This window comes from Paraburkholderia sp. GAS206C (genome assembly GCF_050435645.1).
Classification (GTDB): Bacteria; Pseudomonadota; Gammaproteobacteria; order Burkholderiales; family Burkholderiaceae; genus Paraburkholderia; species Paraburkholderia phenazinium_B.
The window spans coordinates 330,254-350,128 of record NZ_JBNDKR010000007.1 but is presented as its reverse complement, the minus strand read 5'-3'; the positions used below and the strand labels follow the sequence as shown (position 1 = coordinate 350,128).

Below are 19,875 nucleotides of genomic sequence, written 5' to 3'. Positions count from 1 at the left end.
CATACGGCCATACGACCAGCTGCGGCTCGGTGACTTCATGCAAGTCGTAGCCAACGCATCCCTTACAACGCGCCGCCGCTGCTGTGCTGCGCGGCGTTGCCTTGGCAGCTTGTGCCAATAGCCCGATTAGCGGCCCGACATTGCCCTTGCCCTTTCCAGTGACACCGGCCGCCGAGTCGGCGTAAGCTGTCGAAGCCCGTCGGCCCCACGTGGCCGACCAGCCGACCGACGAGATCCGACTGGAGGCTTCACCGCAATGCCGCTGACGAATGTTCCCGCTTCCGCCACCACTACCGGTGCGCGCCTTGTAGTCGATGCCCTGCTGACGCACGGTGTCGAACGTGTTTTCTGTGTGCCGGGCGAGAGCTTTCTCGCCGTGCTCGACTCGCTGCACGACGAGACTGAACGGATCCAGACCGTTGTCTGCCGACACGAAGCGGCCGCCGCCAATATGGCCGAAGCGGTCGGCAAACTGACCGGTCGTCCCGGCGTAGCAATCGTCACGCGCGGACCCGGCGCGACGCATGCGTCGATTGGCGTGCACACCGCGTTCCAGGACTCGACGCCGATGATCCTGCTGATCGGCCAATGCGCGCGCGAACATCTCGACCGCGAGGCGTTCCAGGAAATCGACTATCGACGCATGTTCGGCCAGATGGCGAAGTGGGTCGCACAGATCGATGATCCGCGTCGCATTCCGGAGTATCTGAGTCACGCGTTCCATACTGCGACGTCAGGACGGCCAGGGCCTGTCGTGCTGTCGTTGCCGGAAGATGTCTTGAGCGACGCGTGTGCGGTGGTGCCAGGCGCGCCGGCTTATCACCGTGTGGCGGCATCGCCGTCTGCGGCACAGATGGATCAGCTTCGGCAGTTGCTCGAAGGCGCACAGCGGCCGATGGTGATTGCTGGCGGTAGCGGCTGGACACCTGAGGCCAGCGCGGACCTGCAGCGCTTCGTCGAGAGCTGGCAGTTGCCGATCGGTCTCGCGTTCCGTTTTCAGGACACGCTCGATAACGAGCATGCGAACTACGCAGGCGATGTGGGACTAGGCATTAATCCCGCGCTGGCCAAGCGCATCGCGGATGCGGATCTGCTGCTCGTGTTTGGCCCGCGAATGGGTGAAGCCACAACCGGCGGATATACGCTACTGGACATTCCGAAGACCAGGCAGACTTTGGTTCACGTGCATCAGGGCGCGGAGGAATTGGGCCGCGTGTATTCGGCAGATTTGCCGATCGTCTCCGGAATGCCTGAACTCGCGTCACTTCTCGCGGCGCTGCCGCCTCCTTCCTCAAAACCGGCATGGGCGGGAACTGCGGAAGAGGCGCATCGCTCCTACCTCGAGTGGCGAGTGCCGCGGCAGATTCCCGGCGACGTGCAAATGGGCGAGGTGATTCAGCAGCTGCGCGCGCACTTGCCCGAGGACGCCATCGTGACCAACGGCGCGGGCAACTACGCGACGTGGCTGCATCGACACTTCTCTTACCGGCATTTCCGTTCGCAGCTCGCACCGACCAGCGGCGCGATGGGCTACGGCGTGCCAGCGGCCATTGCGGCGAAATCGCTCTATCCGCAGCGCACGGTGGTAGCGCTGGCCGGCGACGGCTGCTTCATGATGTCCGCTCAGGAACTGGCGACGGCGATGCAATACGACCTGCACGTGCTGTTCATCGTCGTGAACAACAGCCACTTCGGCACGATCCGCATGCACCAGGAGCGGCACTATCCCAACCGCGTGCATGGCACCGGCCTCACCAATCCGGATTTCGCGGCGTTCGCGCGATCTTTCGGCGCACATGGCGAGACAGTGGAGCGTACCGAGGATTTCCTGCCGGCGCTCGAGCGTTCGCTCGCGGCGAAACGCGCAGCGGTAATCGAGATTCGCATCCCGCAGGAAGCGAGCACGCCTGGCGCGACTCTGGAGCAGATTCGGGAACAGGGGCGCAAGTTAAGGGGTGAAGGGAAATAGCTGACGTACGAATGACTCTGTCGGCGCGGCCGCTCGACGCTCTCGCGACGACGGCTGCTAGGCCGATATCACAGCCAACGCGCCGAGCTCCTTCATCAAAGCCGGCTTGCGCCCCTCGATCACATCTATCTGAATCTGATAGATCACGGATTTGATCACCTCGGTCTGATTCATCTCCGTATCTTCAGTCAGCGTCTTGATGTCTTCGGCGATGCGCGGCGTGACCTTCATGGAGAGGCGTCTGCGCGCGGCTCCGCGCTGCTCCTTGAAGCGCGCCACGGCTGAGCGATGCGCCCTCATCAACCGCTCCCGAGGATACTCGCCGGAGGCAAACCGATGCAGATACAAGATCATTAAAACCTTGCGAAACTCGGTTGAGCTCGCGCTATCGATCGTGTACGCAGCAAGATCAAGCATATCCAGATAAATAGCGGGCAACTGCGCCTCGATGGCCTTCACTTCCTTCTGACGGGTTTCGCGAATAGCCGGCGTGGACTGCGCGGGGATGGCGACTACTTCATCGCACACGTCGCAAACTGAGACGAGGATGTCCTTGACCTCGCCCTTGCCGTCACTGAACGGCACATTGCGGCGCGCAAAGGTCGAACTCACGAGCTGCTGACAGCTGTGACAGATCGCCTTGCGCTTCTCGCCTTCTTCATACAGTTTTGTGTTCATGGTCCTGCTCACTGGTGAACGCTTATAAACATGGTGTCTGGATCGCCGACGAAGTAAAACTTCACGTACCAGCCACCTGACGCGATGACATGCACATCGATCGACGCGAACCTGTGATGCGGCGACGATACGTATTCAGTGTCATCACTCTTGACGATGACGCGTTCCACTAACTGCGGCGTCACCTCCCCCATGGTAAGAAGGTTTTTGACATCGACGTTACGACGCGACTCATGCTGAAACCTGCCGGACCTAAGCGCGGCGACGACCGCCTGCTTAACCTCGCAATATTTAACTGGTATCGTCAAAAGCACCCCCGAATTATACGACGTTTATCGTATGAAATGTCGATGTGACCGATTTCATACACCATCGTAATTGTTGAGGACTTTTGATCGACCGACGAGTCATCCGAATGGCCAGGCGTGGAGAGACGAACCGGCAACGCCCGTCCGATGGACTCCAGAGTCGCGGCATCCGAACAGACGAGAGGACAGCAATGCTGGCATTGCGGATATTTTTGCGGACACCGTCTGTATGCGCGGCCAGGTTTGTTCGCCGGCCGAATTGCGCCTCGACTATCAACGATCAATTTGCAGACTTTTCTGCATTGAATTGGGATGGCACGCGGGGTAAAAATCTTCAGGAGCTAAATAGGCTCCGCATCGCGGCCTCCTAACGTTTGCAGTCCTGCTGAATCAGGTCGCGCCTCTCAAAACAACCGCAGGGAGGCTAGGTCAATGACAGATCTGCAAGACGCACTGCAAGCCCTACCGGGTCGAGAGGCGTATCACCTCGACGTACCCGGCACAGACAGCGTAGAGACGCTCTCAGTCGTATCTTTCGAGGCCACCGAGAAGATGGGGGAGCCCCGACGCTCCCTGCTCCGAATCATCGGCCCGACCTGACGGCACATGCCTCGCGGTTTTCCGGCTAACTTCATCGAATCCGAAAAATGACCCTCCCCCAAAGCCATCCACCGGCCCCGCAGAACCATCCGGCTATCACTCCGGCTGCGCCCGCGGCTGCACCCCAGTCCGCATCGCCGCTGACCTGGCGCTATCCCTTTCCCGCAAGGGACGGTAAGGAGGCCGCCGATCCACAGGTGTTTTACAGCGCACTGGGCGCGATGAGTGACGGCTTCTTCCCTCTCGGTGTCAATGGTTTCCCACACGGCGGCGTTCATTTCGGCCCGGCCTCGGCCTCACGTCTGGAGCAGTCCAAAGGCGTACGCGTGATTGCCGACGGCGATATCGTCGCGTTCAAGCTCGACGATGCGTATCCGCATCTGCTTTTCTCGCAGGATCGTCGCTGGTCCATGTATTCGACCGGCTTTGTGCTGGTGCGCCACCAGATGACGATGCCGGCTGCACCGGGTAGTAACGCGGCGCAGCCCGCCGACGAGACGCTGACATTCTTTAGTCTCTATCTGCACATGGCAGACTGGAGCACCTATCTGTCGGACAGTAAGCTTGTGCGGCCAGGCTGGTGGCCAGGCGTGGACGCGTTCCGTATCGGGGTGAAAGACACGCAGAATGGCGGTGGCGCATCCGGTGCGTTCGTGTACACGGCTCCGACGGTAGGAAAGAACAAAAGCCGGTACATCCAGGGGGAGCGAGTTGGCTTTCTGCCAGAAGGCAGCGAAATCACAATCAGTGAAACGCGTGGGCCGTGGGGGCATATCAAGGAGATCACCGCATGCCATATGGTTTCGCCCACGAGTGGTGGCGTTTTTGGGTCGGACGACCTGAATGTCCCATGGGTCCATCCAGATGACGACACAACTGGTACAGCACCCGTTACACCTGAAAACGACTGGGGGTGGATCTACCTGCACGATCAGCAGGCCGTGAAAGAGCCGATAGGTGTCGGCACGGTGATTACGCCGTCCGAGAGCACGCCGATCCAGGTGAAGGCGGGAACATTGTTGGGCCAGCTTGGGGAATACATCGATTATGAAACCTCGACGCCTTTGCCGCCCGTCCCGAGTCGGCAGTTGCTGCATCTTGAAGTGTTTGCCGACGAAACACTAAAGAGTTTCATCGAAAAAAGTCGCGCACGGGCAACGCAACTGCCGGTAAGTGATCGAACCATCCTTGTTATCCAGGCGGGTGCGAAGCTTGTCGCAAAGCCGACTGACGCCGACCTCTACCTTGGCGCAGCGGTGCAGCTTGCCAAGCTCACCCTCACCTCTACCAGCCCGAAAACTGGGCCCTGGGTTCACGTCCAGCCGTGGATTAATGGTGCAGGTCATGCGCAGCAATACCAGAATCCCGTCTGGATTGCTCGTTCGGGGTTGAGCCGTCTCGATTCTCCGAACGGTCTCCCGGCCTGGAAATCGTTCCCGCTGCAATTGAGCCAGGTGGGTTCACCAGTCAATGCAGATCTGGTGGCATATCCAAGCACGGAGCTTGATTCACTCGGTGATGGAAATGTAGCTGTCGATGACAAGGGAGTAACCTGGTGGCGCCTCGAACTCGGCACGGGTTCGGGACAAACGGCATCGGGTTGGGTTTGTGGTGCGAAGCTGGGCAGTAGTGCAACCCATCCAGGCACACATTGGGAGAGTCCGTGGGCATGGCCGGGCTTTGAAATTGTGGACGCAACAGGGATCAACCTCACCGACGCCTTCAAACGAAATCTTTCGGTCACCGGTTCGGCGAATCCGAAAGAACAGAAAGCATTCGCGCCATCCACTGAGGCGGTAGGCAACAGTGCTCTCCTGTCAAAGCTTGAGCAGACTGTAAGTCGCTTGCCGTCGTCTCGTGGAGTAAAAGTAAGCGGCCAGCAAACCCATCTTGAATCTGGCTGCGGCGCTTGGGAGTATCGTGTCCACTGCACGAATAAGCGGACACGTGAACACTATAGAATCGGAATCACTCCCAGAGCGTCGTCGTCGGCAACGCTATAGCGAGGAGTTCAAGGCCCAGGTGGTAGCGGCCTGCCAGGGAATCGGCGTATCGGTTGCGGCAGTTGCACTGGAACACAGGCTTAATGCGAATCTGCTTCGGCGCTGGATCGATCAGGCAGAAGGTCGACTTCCCAGGAGGCCGTTGGGCCGCCCACCTGCCACGCCACCGTCGCTGCCAGCCTTTGTGCCAGTACCATTGGGAACACCGGATACGCACTCGTCCGAGATCCGCATTGAGGTTCGCCGTGGAGGTCAGTCGATAACGGTTAGCTGGCCGACATCAGAGGCAGCACAGTGCGCCGCCTGGCTGCGCGAGTGGCTCGCGTGATCCGCATTGATGAGGTGTGGCTGGCAGTCGACCCGCTGGATATGCGGGCCGGCTTCGATACGGCCCTGGCTCGGGTGGTCAGGGTATTCGGCGCTGCGCATCCGCACCATGCCTATCTGTTCGCCAACCGGCGAGCCAACCGCCTGAAGGTACTGGTTCACGACGGAATCGGTATCTGGCTGGCAGCGCGACGGTTGAACGAGGGACAGTTCGTCTGGCCTCACGCCGGCAGCGAACCGAAGCAACACGCACTCACGCAGCAGCAGCTCGCGGGTCTGGTAATCGGTTTGCCGTGGCAGCGCATCGGCCCGAACGGTGTGATCCGCGTCGTATAAGGCCAACAGGGACGTAAACTGTTGCGCTTCCACGGTGCCAGGGGTTCTGGCAGACTGGTTTGCATGAACCTGCCCGCCGACCTCAACGCCCTCAGCCCGGAACAGTTGCGCACGCTCGCCGCGCAGCTGATTGCCCAGGTGCAGGAGAGAGACCGGGAAATCGAAGAGAAGGCGCGGGAGGTCAAGGAGAACGAACGCGAGCTGCGTTACCGGCAGACCCGTATCGAGCAGTTGAGCCACGAGATCGCCATCCTCAGGCGCCAGCAGTTTGGCCGGCGCAGCGAACAGCTCAGCAGCGAGCAGATGAACCTGCTGGACGAAGCTGTCGACGCCGATCTGGCCGCCATCGAACTGGAGCTCGAGCAGCTTCAGCCACAAGCAGCAGCCGACCCGTCACCCCGGCAACCGAAGCGTGCATCGCTGCCGGCGCAACTGCCGCGCACGGAGATCCACCACGAGCCGGACAGCACCGTGTGTCAGTGTGGCTGCGAGCGCGTGCGCATCGGTGAGGACATCAGCGAGAAGCTGGACTACACGCCGGGCGTGTTCACGGTAGAGCGCCATATCCGTGGCAAGTGGGTCTGCAAGAAGTGCGAAACGCTGGTTCAGGCGCCAGTGCCCGCACACGTCATCGACAAGGGCATCCCGACCACGGGGCTGCTGGCCTCGGTGCTGGTTGCCAAGTACGCTGACCACCTTCCCCTGTATCGTCAGGAACAGATCTTTGCGCGGGCGGGTCTGGCGATACCGCGCTCGACACTGGGTGCCTGGGTCGGCGCGTGCGGCGCACAGTTGCAGCCACTGGTCGATGCCCTCCATCAGGAACTCTTGCAGCAGGGTGTGCTGCATGCGGATGAGACACCGGTGCAGATGCTCAGTCCCGGCAAGGGGAAGACACACCGGGCGTATCTGTGGGCATACGCGCCCACGCACTTCAGTGATCTGCGCGCGGTGGTCTACGACTTCGCAGACAGCCGCGCAGGCGAGCATGCTCGCACGTTTCTCGTCAACTGGCAGGGCAAGCTGGTGTGCGACGACTATGGCGGATACAAGGCCGGATTCCAGCAGGGCATCACTGAAATCGGATGTGCTGCGCACGCACGGCGCAAGTTCTTCGACCTGCATGCTAATCACAGCAGCCACGTCGCTGGACAGGCCATGCCGTTCTTCGCTGCGCTTTACGATATCGAGCGCGACGCTGCAGTGCTGGATACCGAAGAGCGGCGCAAACTCCGGCAGAGCCGGGCCAAACCGGTGTGCGATGCACTGCACGAATGGATGACGGCGCAACGCAAGCTGGTTTCGGAAGGTTCAGCGATTGCAAAAGCGCTTGATTACAGTCTCAAGCGTTGGGAGGCGCTCACGCGTTATCTCGACGACGGGCACGTGCCTATAGACAACAACTGGGTAGAAAACCAGATCCGTCCATGGGCCATCGGCAGAGCGAACTGGCTGTTCGCCGGCTCACTACGCGCAGGCCAGCGCGCTGCCGCCATCATGAGCCTCATAAGGTCGGCACAGCTTAACGGCCACGACCCGCACGCCTATCTGAAGGACATCCTCACGCGATTGCCGACCCACAAGGCCAGCGACATCTCTGCATTGCTGCCACATCGCTGGCGTCCGCCTGTGACAGTCAGCTAGCGTAATCCGTCAAGGCGGGTTTGCTGCGCGCTTACGAGTAAAAGATGAACGAGGTAAGGACGGCAGCGTAATTGTGACGGCGGTCAAGTTACGGCAGGCACTTGGACGGCGATGGCTGGCAAGTGATCTGTGCCATGTCATCTTGAAATACGAGAGCGAATGGGGCGGTGGCATGAACCGCTGGGAAGCGCTTACGCCGCTCATGCGTAACGCGGCCGAGAACTGGAAATGCGAGCTGGAGCGGATCAAAAAGCTTCAGTGGTGGGATTCAGTGAAAGATAAGGTGGAAGGTTTTCCGTCCAGCCCAGTGGTGAATCACATACATCCGGTGGCTTTGATTGGGAATTTCTTGCGGTACGGCTTCCGATTCACGCTGGAAATGGTGCAACACATTTTCCCCACAGCGACCGTTGCAACGTTGCAGGTCGTCATAGACGAACTGAATACAAATATTGAATTGTTCAAGCTGGACACATCCCTTAGGCGAGAGCATTTTTTTGCTCAGGTCCGCCGGGAGGCGGGTCCGTCATTGGCGGTCCATGATGGCGAGAGTTTGAACTACCCGCCATCAAGATTGATACAAAAATTCTCGTATTTTCAGCAACATCCTAACGAAGCCGAACAATATGGGCGCACGAGCGCACACTCCGCCGATCAGGAAGCTATCGCGAACCGCGCCTACGGAGGCAGAAACGGCAACGTTCAGAATGGAGATGGGTGGAACTACCGCGGAAGAGGTTTGATACAGATTACTGGGAGAGCGCAATATGGGAAATTTTCAGCGTGGCATCGGCAGAATTCGCATGGATGGCCAAATGAGGCGAATTTAGATTTTCTAGATGATTTCCAATTGGTCGGACAGATCAAATACGCGACAAGGTCAGCGGCTGCCTATTGGGTAGACAACCAAATGTATCAAATTGCGGATGAAGGCACATCAAGCAACGTTGTAGACAATATCACTAAGGTGATAAATCCAGGGCTTTTTTCCCACCGTCTTGGCCAGCCTATTAACGCAGAAAACATGGCCGACATCGTCGATAGACAGAATAATTTTTCCGCCATTCACAGCTGGCAAGGATTGAAGTGATATCTATGAGGAAATCTATTTTTCTTACTTTCATGCTCTGCCTACGCGTCAGTGCGGCGAATGCACAAGTTCAATCTTTGCCAAGCGAAGATTCGCTTTGTCGTGAAGGCGAGGACATTTACTTCAGCTGCCCGCTGGAGAATGGGAAGACAATTTCAGTTTGCGCGAAAAATAACATCAGCCCGAACCAAGGTTACGTTAGATATGAATACGGAAATAAAGAAAGCAGTTTCAATTATCCCCTCGAAAATATGCCACCGGGTGATAGATTTGCGATATCTGACGTTTCCGAGGGAAGCATTCATGGCTTACACTTGAAATTTACGCGCGGAATGTACACTTACGTTGTGTCTTCAGTGTGGCCAGGAGAGCTGTATGTGTCCAAACGCGGGAATATTGCTTTTGACAAGGAGTGTCAAGCCTCGCGCTATAAAAGTTTCTCGAATAAAATTTTCGATGGAATAAGGCAGGTAGCGCCCTCCAAGGTTGATTTTCACTGAGTCAAATCATAGAAAGGTGGCAGACGTGAGCCGACGTCACCGGCGGCGCAGGCGCATTTTAAAAATTCCACCATTGGAATTTTTCCACCAAACGGGTGGCGGTAAGACCGACGTAGCGAGTGGATACTTTCCTAATATCCACCCATAGGGCTTGAGCCTGGCGTTTGCCTTTTCGGCAAAAAAATAAAGCCCCACGAGCCATAAGAGACCCGTAGGGCATAAACACCGAGCCAGCCATTCAACGCTTGAAAAATCAACTAAACCGAACCATCCTCAAGCGCCGCGAGGCAAAAAACTCACTTCCCACCAACACTCTGCAAAGTCGTCCACTTCCCATCAACAACCTTGTAAAGCGTAATCCCACCATTCTTAAGATCACCCTTACCGTCATACTCAAGATGAGCCGCAGTAACAGCCGGCATATCCGTCTTGGCGAGGAACGGCAAATACTTAGCCGGATCGGTCGAATTAGCCTTCTTCATAGCAGCGAACATCGCCATAGCACCATCGTATGCATACGGCGAGTACGTCTGCACATCCTCATTAAAACGCTTCTTATACTTGCTGACATAGTCAGCACCACCAGGCATCTGATCAAGCGGCAGCCCAGCCAGCGAAGCAACAGTCCCATTAGCCGCATCGCCAGCGAGCGACAGGAACGTCGGCGTATGGACCATCTCACCGCCCATGAGCGGAGCCTTGATACCAAGCTCCCGCATCTGCTTGACCATCGGCGCAGCTTGCGAATCCGCACCACCGTAATAGATGAGATCCGGATTAACCGACTTCAACTTGGTCAGAATCGACTTGAAGTCAACAGCCTTGTCATTGGTGAACTCACGATCAACGATCGCCCCACCTGAAGCCTTGGCCGCCTTCTCGAACTGATCAGCCAACCCCTGCCCATAAGCCGTGCGGTCGTCGACAATAGCAATCTTCTTCATGCCAAGATTCTTCACCGCAAACGTCCCGGCAACCGAACCTTGCTGCGTATCGGACGTCATCATGCGGAAAGTCGTCTTGAAGCCTTGTTGCGTGTACTCAGGCGCCGTCGCCATGGCGATTTCGGGGATGCCCGCGTTCGCGTAGATGCGCGAAGCCGGGATCGTCGTGCCCGAGTTGAAGTGGCCGAGCATGCCCTTGATGTTGTCGTCCACCAGCTTCTGCGCGACGGTCGTGCCGGTGCGCGGATCCGCCTGGTCGTCCGCCGAATCGAGAACGAAGCGAACCTGCTTGCCGCCGATCATCGGCTTGCTTGCGTTTTCTTCTTCCACAGCCAGCGTGATGCCGTTCTGGAAGTCCTTGCCGTAGTGGGCCTGTGCGCCCGTCATCGGGCCGGCAAAACCGACCTTCACGTCTTCGACCTGCTGTGCGTGTGCCGTCCCCGCCAGCGACATGGCTGCGACGAGCGCGGCGCCTGCCAGCTGTTTCATCTTGTGTTGCATAGCTTCTCCTTGGTACCAGGTGTGAGTGGAGCGGTTTCGGGGTCGCCGTACCGCTTCCGTTTAATTGAATCGACCGTCAAAGGTTCGCTCAACCGATCGTCATCAAATTCGCATTGCCGCCTGCGGCTGCGGTGTTTACGCTGACCGAACGCTCCGTCAGCAGACGTTCGAGCGCATAGTCCTCTTCGCCGCTTTCCAGCGCGCGAGCCGCCACGCCCTGTACGGAGACGATCGGACCCACCCGCTTGGCCACTTCCTTCACCAGCGAAAGCAGTTCATCGCTGTCGCCTTCGAACAGCACGGCGTCGAACGGCGTGTCGGCGCTCTTCTTCACGCTTGCATACGGCTTGAGTGCCGCAGGCAGTGCCGACACCAATTGCTCGCCTGCAGCGCCGTCGAACAGCGCGCGGTTGCCGGTGGCAAGCGCCGCAGCAAACTGCACGCGTGCACCGCTCGCCGTCGACGCCACGCACAACACCGTGCCGCGTGCGCCGAGCGTGTAGGTATTGCGCTCGCCGGTCGGGCCAGGCAGCACCGCCGTGGCGCCTGCCAGGCCTTGCGACAGGTAGCCGTCGCAACGCGCCGCCAGCGACGCCTGACGCTCGTTGATCAGCCAGTCACGCAGCGCCGTCAGCGCCGAGGACGGATTGTCGCCGTTTTCCGTCGCCTGCGGGGCGTCGGCGATCAGCGCCTGCGCCAGCGTCTTCGGCAGACCGGCCGGACGCGTCGCCAGCAGACGCTGCAGATAAAGCGCGCCGCCTGCCTTCGGACCCGTGCCCGACAGCCCTTCACCGCCGAACGGCTGCACGCCGACCACCGCGCCCACCACGTTGCGGTTCACGTAGATGTTGCCCACATGCGCGCGGCTGATCACATGTGCGATTGTTTCGTCGATACGTGTGTGGATGCCGAGCGTCAGGCCGTAACCGGTCGCCCGGATCTGTTCGAGCAGCTTGTCGAGCGCGTTGCGGCGATAACGCACCACATGCAGCACCGGACCAAACACTTCGCGCTTCAGTTCGTCGATGCTGTCGAGTTCAATCAGCGTCGGCGGCACGAAAGTGCCTTGCGCGCCACCTTCCGGCATCGGCAGTTGCACGACCTTGCGGCCCTTCTCACGCATCGCCGCAACGTGCGCGTCGATACCGCGCTTCGCATCGACGTCGATCACCGGACCGACATCGATCGACAAACGATCCGGATTGCCCACCGCGAGCTCGCGCATCGCGCCGGTCAGCATTTCCAGCGTGCGATCGGCGACATCGTCCTGCAGACAAAGAACGCGCAGCGCGGAACAACGTTGACCGGCCGAGTCGAACGCCGAGTTCAGCACGTCCGCCACTACCTGCTCGGCGAGCGCCGACGAGTCGACGATCATCGCGTTCTGCCCACCGGTCTCAGCGATCAGCGGAATCGGCTTGCCTTCTGCATCCAGACGGCTCGAAAGCGTCCTGTTGATCAGGCGTGCCACTTCGGTCGAACCGGTGAACATCACTGCCCGCGTGCGGGCATCGGCTACCAGCGCCGCACCGACCGTTTCACCGTCACCTGGCAGCAGTTGCACCGCGCCTGCCGGCACACCCGCTTCGCGCAGGATACGCACCGCTTGCGCCGCGATCAGCGGAGTCTGTTCGGCCGGTTTCGCCAGCACCGTGTTGCCGGCGGCTAATGCGGCCGCGACCTGACCCATGAAAATCGCCAGCGGGAAGTTCCACGGGCTAATACAGACCACCGGCCCGAGCGGACGATGCGTGTCGTTCGAGAACTCGGTGCGGATCTGCGCCGAGTAGTAGCGCAGGAAGTCAATCGCTTCGCGAATCTCGGCGGCGGCATTCGGCAGCGACTTGCCCGCTTCGCGCACCACGAGGCCCATCAACGTATGCATCTGCGCTTCAAGCAGATCGGCCGCACGCGCGAGGCAATCGGCGCGCGCTTCGACCGGTGTCGCTTGCCAGATCGGCGCGGCGGCTACGGCATTCGACAGCGCCGCGCTCACATGTTCCGACGTGGCTTCGACAACCGTGCCGACGAGATCGCGATGGTCAGCCGGATTGCGTACATCGCGTGCGGTACCCACAGCGATTTCGTTGTCTTCGAGCATGGGGGTCGCGCGCCACGGATGATGCGCACTCGCCAGCAGTGCCGAAGATAAGGACGCCAGACGATGTTCATTCGACAGATCCAGTCCCATCGAATTTACGCGTTCCGCACCATACAGATTGCGCGGCAGCGGGATCTTCGCATGCGGCGCGCCGAGCGGCACGACCTTTGACGCTTCTTCAACCGGATCGGCCACCAGATCCTTGATCGCCACGTTTTCATCAGCGATGCGGTTCACGAACGACGTATTCGCGCCGTTTTCCAGCAGGCGTCGCACCAGATACGCGAGCAGCGTTTCGTGTGTGCCGACCGGTGCGTACACGCGGCACGGCCGATTCAGCTTGTCTCGGCCCGTGACTTCTTCGTACAGCGGCTCACCCATACCGTGCAAGCACTGGAACTCATACTGGCCAGGATAGTAGTTCTGCCCCGCGAGGTGATAGATCGCCGAGAGCGTATGCGCGTTGTGCGTGGCAAATTGCGGATACACCGCGTCCGGCGCACCGAGCAGCTTCTTCGCGCAGGCGACGTACGACACGTCCGTATAGATCTTGCGCGTGTAGACCGGATAGCCTTCGAGGCCATCCACTTGTGCACGCTTGATTTCGCTGTCCCAATACGCGCCCTTCACGAGCCGCACCATGATGCGATGACGGCTGCGGCGCGCCAGATCAATGATGTAATCGATCACGAACGGACAGCGCTTCTGATATGCCTGCACCACGAAGCCAATGCCGTTCCAGCCCGCCAGTTCCGGATCGAAGCAAAGCGCTTCGAGCAGATCCAGCGAGATTTCGAGGCGATCGGCTTCTTCCGCGTCGATGTTCAGGCCAATGTCGTAGCGGCGCGCGAGGATCGCGAGCGAGCGCACGCGCGGCAGCAGTTCGTTCATCGTGCGTTCGTACTGCGAGCGCGCATAGCGCGGGTGCAGCGCCGAGAGCTTGATAGAGATGCCCGGGCCTTCGTAGATGCCGCGTCCGCCGGCCGCCTTGCCGATAGCGTGGATCGCCTGCTCGTACGACGCGTAGTAGCGCTGCGCGTCGGCTTCGGTGGTGGCCGCTTCGCCGAGCATGTCGTACGAGTAGCGGAAACCGCGCGCTTCGAATTTGCGGCTGTTGGCGAGCGCCTCGGAGATGTTCTCGCCGGTGACGAACTGCTCGCCCATCAAGCGCATCGCCATATCGACGCCCTTGCGGATCAGCGGCTCACCGCCCTTGCCGATCAGCCGCGTGAGCGCCGACGACAGGCCCGTTTCGCTATTGGTCGTCACCAGCTTGCCGGTGATCATCAGCCCCCAGGTAGCGGCGTTGACAAACAGCGACGGCGCCTGGCCGACGTGCGATTTCCAGTCGCCCTTGCTGATCTTGTCGCGAATCAGCGCGTCGCGAGTGGCGCGATCGGGAATCCGCAGCAGCGCTTCGGCCAGGCACATCAGCGCCACGCCTTCCTGGCTCGACAGCGAAAACTCGTGAATCAGCCCTTCGACGCCGCCGCCCTTGCTCTTGCCGCGCAATGTTTCGACGAGCTTGCTCGCCATCGCCTGCACATCATTGGCGAGGTTTGCCGGCAGACGCGCCTGACCGAGCAGGAACGGCACGCATTCCGGCTCAGGACGACGGTAGGCCGCTGTAATCGCCGCGCGCAACACCGATTGCGGTTGCACGTTCTGCGCAAAATCCAGGAACGGGTGCGACGCCCCATCCTCTTCGGATTCGACGCTCGCGCCATCGGCCAGATCGGCCGAGCCGTGCGCGCCGGACAGCTCAGCGGGCAATTGACCGTGCTCGATCCGTTCGAGGTACGCAAAGATCGCCTGCTTGATCAGCCAGTGCGGAGTGCGTTCGAGACGGGTGGCGGCATCTTTCAGCCGGGTACGCAGGAGGTCGTCGACCTTGACGCCAAGGGTGGTGCTAGCCATGTTTCCTTCGTATGCCAGCCAAGCCGCGCCGGCCAAAGACTAAAAAGTTGGCCGAATCGTACGCCTCCCAATAAAAAGGTGCAACCACGCGGATGGCATGGTTGCACCATTGTCAAAACCTTGTGCGACCGGGGTTTGCGGGAGTTGGCGCACCTGCGAGCGATCCCGGAGCCGGATCGGTACTTTCCCCTACGAAATTCTTTTTTGGCGACCCTTATCGAAACGCAGAATCAGGCCGTTATACAGAACATGATGCGCACAAGCGCACGTAACGGGGTTACGGGGTGTTCGAAATGGAAAAGTGGCTGGTACTGGCAGCAATCTGGAGCATGTGCGCAACGTGCGCATATCTGTTCGTCCGCGGCGCGACGTACTCGGACACGCGCGAAGCAGAGGATGAGCTTGCAGTGATCGACAGCGCGCGCCGCGCGATCGGGAAATAAGCCTTCCCCTTACGCGTTTGGCGCGAACTGGCTGCAGGAGTCGTCCAGCGAGACCAGCTGGTCGTGCAGACGGCAGAGCCGGCTCGTGGCTACGCTCGCCCCAAACCCCGAACTGAATACCACGAGGCCCGGGATGCTCTGCTCAAGCGTGTGTCGATCGTCAGCGCGGTACCGGCAACCAGCACAACTCGGCCGGCGCGCACGCAGTGCGCGCTCCGCAGTCTCGGTCCGGTCCTCCGCAGGACTCGTCATGAGCCCTGCCCCAAGCTATTCCAATACGATGCGAACACGTGCGCGGACAGCGCGTAGCCGATGGCGACATTGACGACGACGCCGGCCGTGAACGCGAGGAACGGCTTGATGCCGGTGGCGGTCAGCAGGCGCAACCGCGCGGTCAACCCGATGCTCAGGAAGCAGAAGATGAAGGCCCAGGTGCGCAGCGCGGTAATCGGCGCGACGAACTCCGGTGTCACCACCTTGCGGTAGTCCGCCAGCGAATAGTGACTCGCGATCCACGTCACGAGCGCCGACGCAATCACAAAGCCAATCACGAATTTCGGAAAGCGCGCCCAGATCTCGCCCGGGCTTGCCTTCGACTTGACGCCACTTTCCTGGCTCTCCCAACGGGTCGAGGCGACGAACGCCAGCACGAACGCCCAGATGCCGATCCAGATGTCGCGCCCCACCACCTTCATCAGCGTGAACGCCTGCACGGAGGCTTCGGGCGCGCCGGCGATAGCGCCGCCAGCTTGCCTAGCCAGGTCGCCATAAGCCTGGGCGGCGGCGATGCCGGCCGCGTCCGCGAATTCAGAGGTGCCGATCCACGCGCCGCCGACCGCCGTCGAAAGCCCGAGCGAGCGCGAGGCGAACGGCAACACGAAGATCATGACGATGGCCCACAGGATCACCAGCGTAATCGCCACCGAAGCCTGTTCGCGCTTGGCGCGCACGGCGCCCGCAATTGCGATGGCCGCCGAGACGCCGCAGACCGCGCCGCCCACGCCCAGCACCGCGGCAAAGCGGCGGTCGAGCCCGAAAGCTCTGGCGACGAAGAAGATCACGAAGAACGTCACCAGCGAAACAATGCTTGCCTGTCCGACCGCAACCGGACCGGCCCACACGAGCAACGTCAACGGTAGCGTCGCGCCGAGCAGCACGATGCCCACCTTGATGTAAAACTCGACGCGCAACCCGGCCGAGAACCACTCGGGCAACCCGAACACATTCGAGATCACCAGACCGAGCACTAGCGCAACCAGCGGTGGTTCGAGGTTGTACCTGGAAGCGCTGGCCCATGCGCCGAGCGTGAAAATCAGTATCGACGCGACGAACAGGATCAGGAACGACGGCAGAAAATGCGCGAGCCGTTGCTTTAAAGCCGCGAGGCTGACGCCGAACAGCACCGCGAACACGACGAACAGCGCGGCATAGTTCGGCAGGTGTTTGAGCAGGTCTTGAGCCGCCAGGACCGGATCCGTCCATTTGACCGGCGCAACCGCGAGCCACTTGATGCTGCTACCCGAGGCAAAGAGCCCCCACGCGACGACGATCACCAGCAGGCCGATCCACACGGCCCACCAGTCTTCGGTCGCGAACAGGCCGCCGCCATGTTTGACGTCGGTGTCACGGTTGGAATCGGATCTGGCCGGTGCTGCTGCTGCGCCCGCCGGCAGGCTGTGATTGGTATCGCTCATCGCAAAGCCCCGAGAGTTGAGGTGCGTCGGCGCGGGAGAAGTTGGGATTGTTGTTAAAACTGCGCCGATTCTGGCGAAATATAGTTGAGCGGCTTTCGGAAATGAAACGACCTTTCGCTCTATGAATATGACTGAAAGGGATTTGCACGTCAGCCGGGTCCGGTAGGCCCGACGACGACGGCCTCAGATATCGAGCGGGTCGACCTCTAGATTCCAGCGCAACACGCCCTTCAAGCTGCGCAAGACCGGCTGCCAGGCGCGCAGCGTGGCCTGTAGCGCGCCGCGCGAAGCGCTCTCGATCAGCAGTTGCGCGCGGTGCACGTGCATGACCTTGACGATGGTCAGCGGCACGGCGTCGTAGACCGTCACCCGTTCGGCGGAGGGAATTTCCGCCAGCGCCGCAGCGGCTTGCTGGAGGAAAGCGAGCGCCGCTTCGAGCGTGCGGCCTTCGGCGCGCAACAGTGCCTGATAGACAAACGGCGGCAAATGGGCGTCGCGGCGTTCGGCCAGCGTCGAGTTGGCGAAGCCGACATAGTCGTGCCGCCCCAGCGCGTGATACAGCGCGTGCCGCGGATAGCGCGTCTGCACCAGCACCTCGCCGGGGAGTCCTGCCCGACCGGCGCGGCCGCTCACCTGCATCAGCTGGGCGAACAGGCGCTCGCCGGCGCGGAAGTCGTGCGAGAACAGCGCCGTATCGGCGTTAAGCACGCCCACCAGCGAAACGCGTTGAAAGTCGTGCCCCTTGGCGATCATCTGCGTGCCCACCAGGATGTCGACCTCGCCCGCGTGCACGTCGGAGAACAGCGCCTGCGCGCTGCCTTTGCGGCGCGTGGTGTCGGCGTCGATGCGCAGCACGCGCGCCCCGGGCACGGCGCTCGCCAGGGTCTCTTCGACGCGCTGCGTGCCACGTCCGAGCGGCGCGATGTCCACGTTGCCGCAGTCAGGGCACGAACGTGGAATGCGTGCTTCCCAGCCGCAGTGGTGGCAACGCAGCGCACGCTCCGGCTTGTGCAACACGACGTAGGCGCTACAGCGTGGACAGCCCGCCACCCAGCCGCAGGCGTCGCAGGCCAGTTGTGGCGCGTAGCCGCGGCGGTTGAGAAATACGAGGCTCTGTTCGCCTCGCTCAAGGCGAGTCTTCAGCGCCGCGATCAGCGGCCCGGACAGGCCTTCCACTGACGCCCGGCCACGTCGCCGTTCTTCTTCGAGATCGATCAGCCTGACGGTGGGCAACACCGCCTCGGCGACCGCCCGCCGCGACAGCGTGAGTCGCGTGTAGCGTCCCTGGTCGGCCTGCCACCAGCTTTCCAGCGAGGGCGTCGCGGAGCCGAGTACCACCGGCAAATCCAGCTGCTTGGCACGCCAGATGGCCAGATCGCGCGCCGAGTAACGCAAGCCTTCCTGCTGCTTGTAGGCGGGGTCATGCTCTTCGTCGACGACGATGATCGCCAGCTTCGGCAGCGAGGCGAGCACCGCGAGCCGCGTACCGAGCACGATCCGGGCACGGCCGCTATGTGCCGCGAACCAGTTGCGCGCCCGTTCACCCTCGGCGAGGCCGCTGTGCAACGTGACGATCGAGGTGCCTTCGAGCGCCGCAAAGCGCGCGCGGAACGCGGCTTCGAATTGCGGCGTGAGATTGATTTCAGGCACGAGAACGAGCGCCTGGGCGTCGGGCCGCGCCGCCAGAATCGCGGCAAGCGCGCGCAGATACACCTCAGTCTTGCCGCTGCCGGTCACGCCGTGCAACAGGAACGGTGCGAAGCCGTTGGCGTCGCGAACTGCTTCGACGGCTGCGGCTTGCTCATCGGTCAGGGTGGGCAGCGGCGGTGCGGCCCGCTGCGCCGCGCTGCCCGGCGACGGCGCGAGCAAAGCCAGTGCCGCCGCTTCGGTCACCTCCCGTTCTAGCCAGCCTTCGGCACGCCACGCCTCGAGGGTCGCGGCGGCTTTGGGATGGACGGCGCGGGCGTCGGCGACAAGTAGCGCACCGGCCTCGGCGTCGATAAGCGCCCGCGCCAGTTTTCGTAATGCAGTCGCCCGCGCGGGTAACGCGTCGGGCAGCGCTGCCCGGCCGGCCGGCAACAAACGGTACAGCTCCTGGGGCGCGAGCAGGCGCGCCCAGCGCGACGGATCGCGCAACGCCTGCGGCAAAGCCGGCAATGCGACTTCGCCAAGGCCCCGCTGGTAGTAGTCCGCGGCAAAGGCGGCAAGCGCCAGCCATTCGGCGGACAAGGGCGGACAGGCATCGCATAAGCTGTCCACGGCGCGCAGTTTGTCGGCCGGCACATCACTGTGAGTGGTCACTTCACAGACTAGCCCGACCACCTGGCGCCTGCCGAACGGCACGCTGACGAGCGTGCCCGGCAGCGGCGGCTCGGCGGCGTCGTAGCGATAGTCGAACAAGGTCGGCAACGGATGATCGAGCGCGACGCGGACAAAAACGGGGCTCACGTAGGATTCAGGATCGCAATTGGGTCGGCGCAGGCACTTCGGTCATCGGACCGATGCCCGACGACGAGTCAGTGAACCGGGAGAAGTTAAAGTAAAACATCACTTCCGGCGCTAAGTTTTGGAATCTACTGAACAATTGGTGTTGGCCCGGATGTCCTGTGGATAACTTTGTTGAGAACTCGCTCTGGAAGGCCCGAAAACCGCGCCGTTGCTACGTTGTGTGGGGTACCGCACACTTCTCCCTGATCCGACGAAACCCTTGCCAGTCAAGGCCCTGATCGGATGCGCACGCAACTTGCAAGCAGATTGCCGCGACTAAACCCTCTACCGCGCCGCAGCGTGATGAATGTGTATAAGTCAAGTCTTGACAAC

The 19,875-nt window shown here is 61.0% G+C and carries 13 protein-coding genes; 8 read left to right on the top strand and 5 right to left on the bottom strand.

The window, feature by feature from the left end; translation table 11 throughout:
- Window positions 1-256: 256 nt before the first annotated feature.
- Complete coding sequence (locus tag P3T20_RS21290; RefSeq protein ID WP_429287720.1) at window positions 257-1,969, top strand: thiamine pyrophosphate-binding protein; 1,713 nt, start codon at window positions 257-259, stop codon at window positions 1,967-1,969.
- 57 nt (window positions 1,970-2,026) lie between these two features.
- On the opposite strand, the gene P3T20_RS21285 is transcribed toward P3T20_RS21290, so the two are convergent.
- Entirely contained in the window at window positions 2,027-2,647 is a 621-nt protein-coding gene (locus tag P3T20_RS21285; RefSeq protein WP_429287719.1) for a hypothetical protein, read from the bottom strand.
- A gap of 955 nt (window positions 2,648-3,602) precedes the next feature.
- Here P3T20_RS21285 and P3T20_RS21280 point away from each other — a divergent pair.
- The 6 genes from P3T20_RS21280 (at window position 3,603) to P3T20_RS21255 (ending at window position 9,455) form a co-directional block, all read left to right on the top strand.
- Complete coding sequence (locus P3T20_RS21280) at window positions 3,603-5,558, top strand: hypothetical protein (protein ID WP_429287718.1); 1,956 nt, start codon at window positions 3,603-3,605, stop codon at window positions 5,556-5,558.
- Window positions 5,476-5,886: an IS66-like element accessory protein TnpA gene (tnpA, locus tag P3T20_RS21275; RefSeq protein ID WP_429287717.1), complete on the top strand. Its 411-nt coding sequence runs from the start codon at window positions 5,476-5,478 to the stop codon at window positions 5,884-5,886. The genes P3T20_RS21280 and tnpA overlap by 83 nt, the downstream gene beginning before the upstream one ends.
- Entirely contained in the window at window positions 5,883-6,221 is a 339-nt protein-coding gene (gene tnpB, locus P3T20_RS21270) for an IS66 family insertion sequence element accessory protein TnpB (protein WP_429287716.1), read from the top strand. The genes tnpA and tnpB overlap by 4 nt, the downstream gene beginning before the upstream one ends.
- Before the next feature lie 63 nt (window positions 6,222-6,284).
- On the top strand, window positions 6,285-7,865 hold the full coding sequence (gene tnpC, locus P3T20_RS21265) for an IS66 family transposase (RefSeq protein WP_429287715.1): 1,581 nt from the start codon (window positions 6,285-6,287) through the stop codon (window positions 7,863-7,865).
- A gap of 172 nt (window positions 7,866-8,037) precedes the next feature.
- Window positions 8,038-8,955 (top strand): glycoside hydrolase family 19 protein, encoded by a 918-nt coding sequence (locus P3T20_RS21260; protein WP_429287714.1) that lies wholly within the window; start codon window positions 8,038-8,040, stop codon window positions 8,953-8,955.
- A 5-nt stretch (window positions 8,956-8,960) separates the two neighbouring features.
- On the top strand, window positions 8,961-9,455 hold the full coding sequence (locus P3T20_RS21255; protein ID WP_429287713.1) for a hypothetical protein: 495 nt from the start codon (window positions 8,961-8,963) through the stop codon (window positions 9,453-9,455).
- 296 nt (window positions 9,456-9,751) lie between these two features.
- Here the strand turns inward: P3T20_RS21255 and P3T20_RS21250 are convergent, their stop codons facing one another.
- Window positions 9,752-10,900: a branched-chain amino acid ABC transporter substrate-binding protein gene (locus P3T20_RS21250; protein WP_074262928.1), complete on the bottom strand. Its 1,149-nt coding sequence runs from the start codon at window positions 10,898-10,900 to the stop codon at window positions 9,752-9,754.
- Between the two features lie 88 nt (window positions 10,901-10,988).
- Window positions 10,989-14,918, bottom strand: a complete 3,930-nt coding sequence (gene putA, locus P3T20_RS21245; RefSeq protein ID WP_429287712.1) for a trifunctional transcriptional regulator/proline dehydrogenase/L-glutamate gamma-semialdehyde dehydrogenase — start codon at window positions 14,916-14,918, stop codon at window positions 10,989-10,991.
- Between the two features lie 293 nt (window positions 14,919-15,211).
- On the opposite strand from putA, the gene P3T20_RS21240 reads away from it, so the two are divergent.
- Window positions 15,212-15,361 (top strand): hypothetical protein, encoded by a 150-nt coding sequence (locus P3T20_RS21240; protein ID WP_166660776.1) that lies wholly within the window; start codon window positions 15,212-15,214, stop codon window positions 15,359-15,361.
- A 248-nt stretch (window positions 15,362-15,609) separates the two neighbouring features.
- Here the strand turns inward: P3T20_RS21240 and P3T20_RS21235 are convergent, their stop codons facing one another.
- The gene (locus tag P3T20_RS21235) at window positions 15,610-17,055 is read right to left on the bottom strand and encodes a YeiH family protein (RefSeq protein ID WP_429287711.1); all 1,446 of its coding nucleotides are present in this window, start codon (window positions 17,053-17,055) and stop codon (window positions 15,610-15,612) included.
- Between the two features lie 183 nt (window positions 17,056-17,238).
- Window positions 17,239-19,503 (bottom strand): primosomal protein N', encoded by a 2,265-nt coding sequence (locus P3T20_RS21230; RefSeq protein WP_429287710.1) that lies wholly within the window; start codon window positions 19,501-19,503, stop codon window positions 17,239-17,241.
- Between the last annotated feature and the right edge of the window lie 372 nt (window positions 19,504-19,875).

Bases quoted from the DNA above. Each gene is read 5' to 3' on its own strand.
- P3T20_RS21290 (WP_429287720.1), top strand. From the start codon at position 257: ATGCCGCTGACGAATGTTCCCGCTTCCGCCACCACTACCGGTGCGCGC.
- P3T20_RS21285 (WP_429287719.1), bottom strand. From the start codon at position 2,647: ATGAACACAAAACTGTATGAAGAAGGCGAGAAGCGCAAGGCGATCTGT.
- P3T20_RS21280 (WP_429287718.1), top strand. From the start codon at position 3,603: ATGACCCTCCCCCAAAGCCATCCACCGGCCCCGCAGAACCATCCGGCT.
- tnpC (WP_429287715.1), top strand. From the start codon at position 6,285: ATGAACCTGCCCGCCGACCTCAACGCCCTCAGCCCGGAACAGTTGCGC.
- P3T20_RS21260 (WP_429287714.1), top strand. From the start codon at position 8,038: ATGAACCGCTGGGAAGCGCTTACGCCGCTCATGCGTAACGCGGCCGAG.
- P3T20_RS21255 (WP_429287713.1), top strand. From the start codon at position 8,961: ATGAGGAAATCTATTTTTCTTACTTTCATGCTCTGCCTACGCGTCAGT.
- P3T20_RS21250 (WP_074262928.1), bottom strand. From the start codon at position 10,900: ATGCAACACAAGATGAAACAGCTGGCAGGCGCCGCGCTCGTCGCAGCC.
- putA (WP_429287712.1), bottom strand. From the start codon at position 14,918: ATGGCTAGCACCACCCTTGGCGTCAAGGTCGACGACCTCCTGCGTACC.
- P3T20_RS21240 (WP_166660776.1), top strand. From the start codon at position 15,212: ATGGAAAAGTGGCTGGTACTGGCAGCAATCTGGAGCATGTGCGCAACG.
- P3T20_RS21235 (WP_429287711.1), bottom strand. From the start codon at position 17,055: ATGAGCGATACCAATCACAGCCTGCCGGCGGGCGCAGCAGCAGCACCG.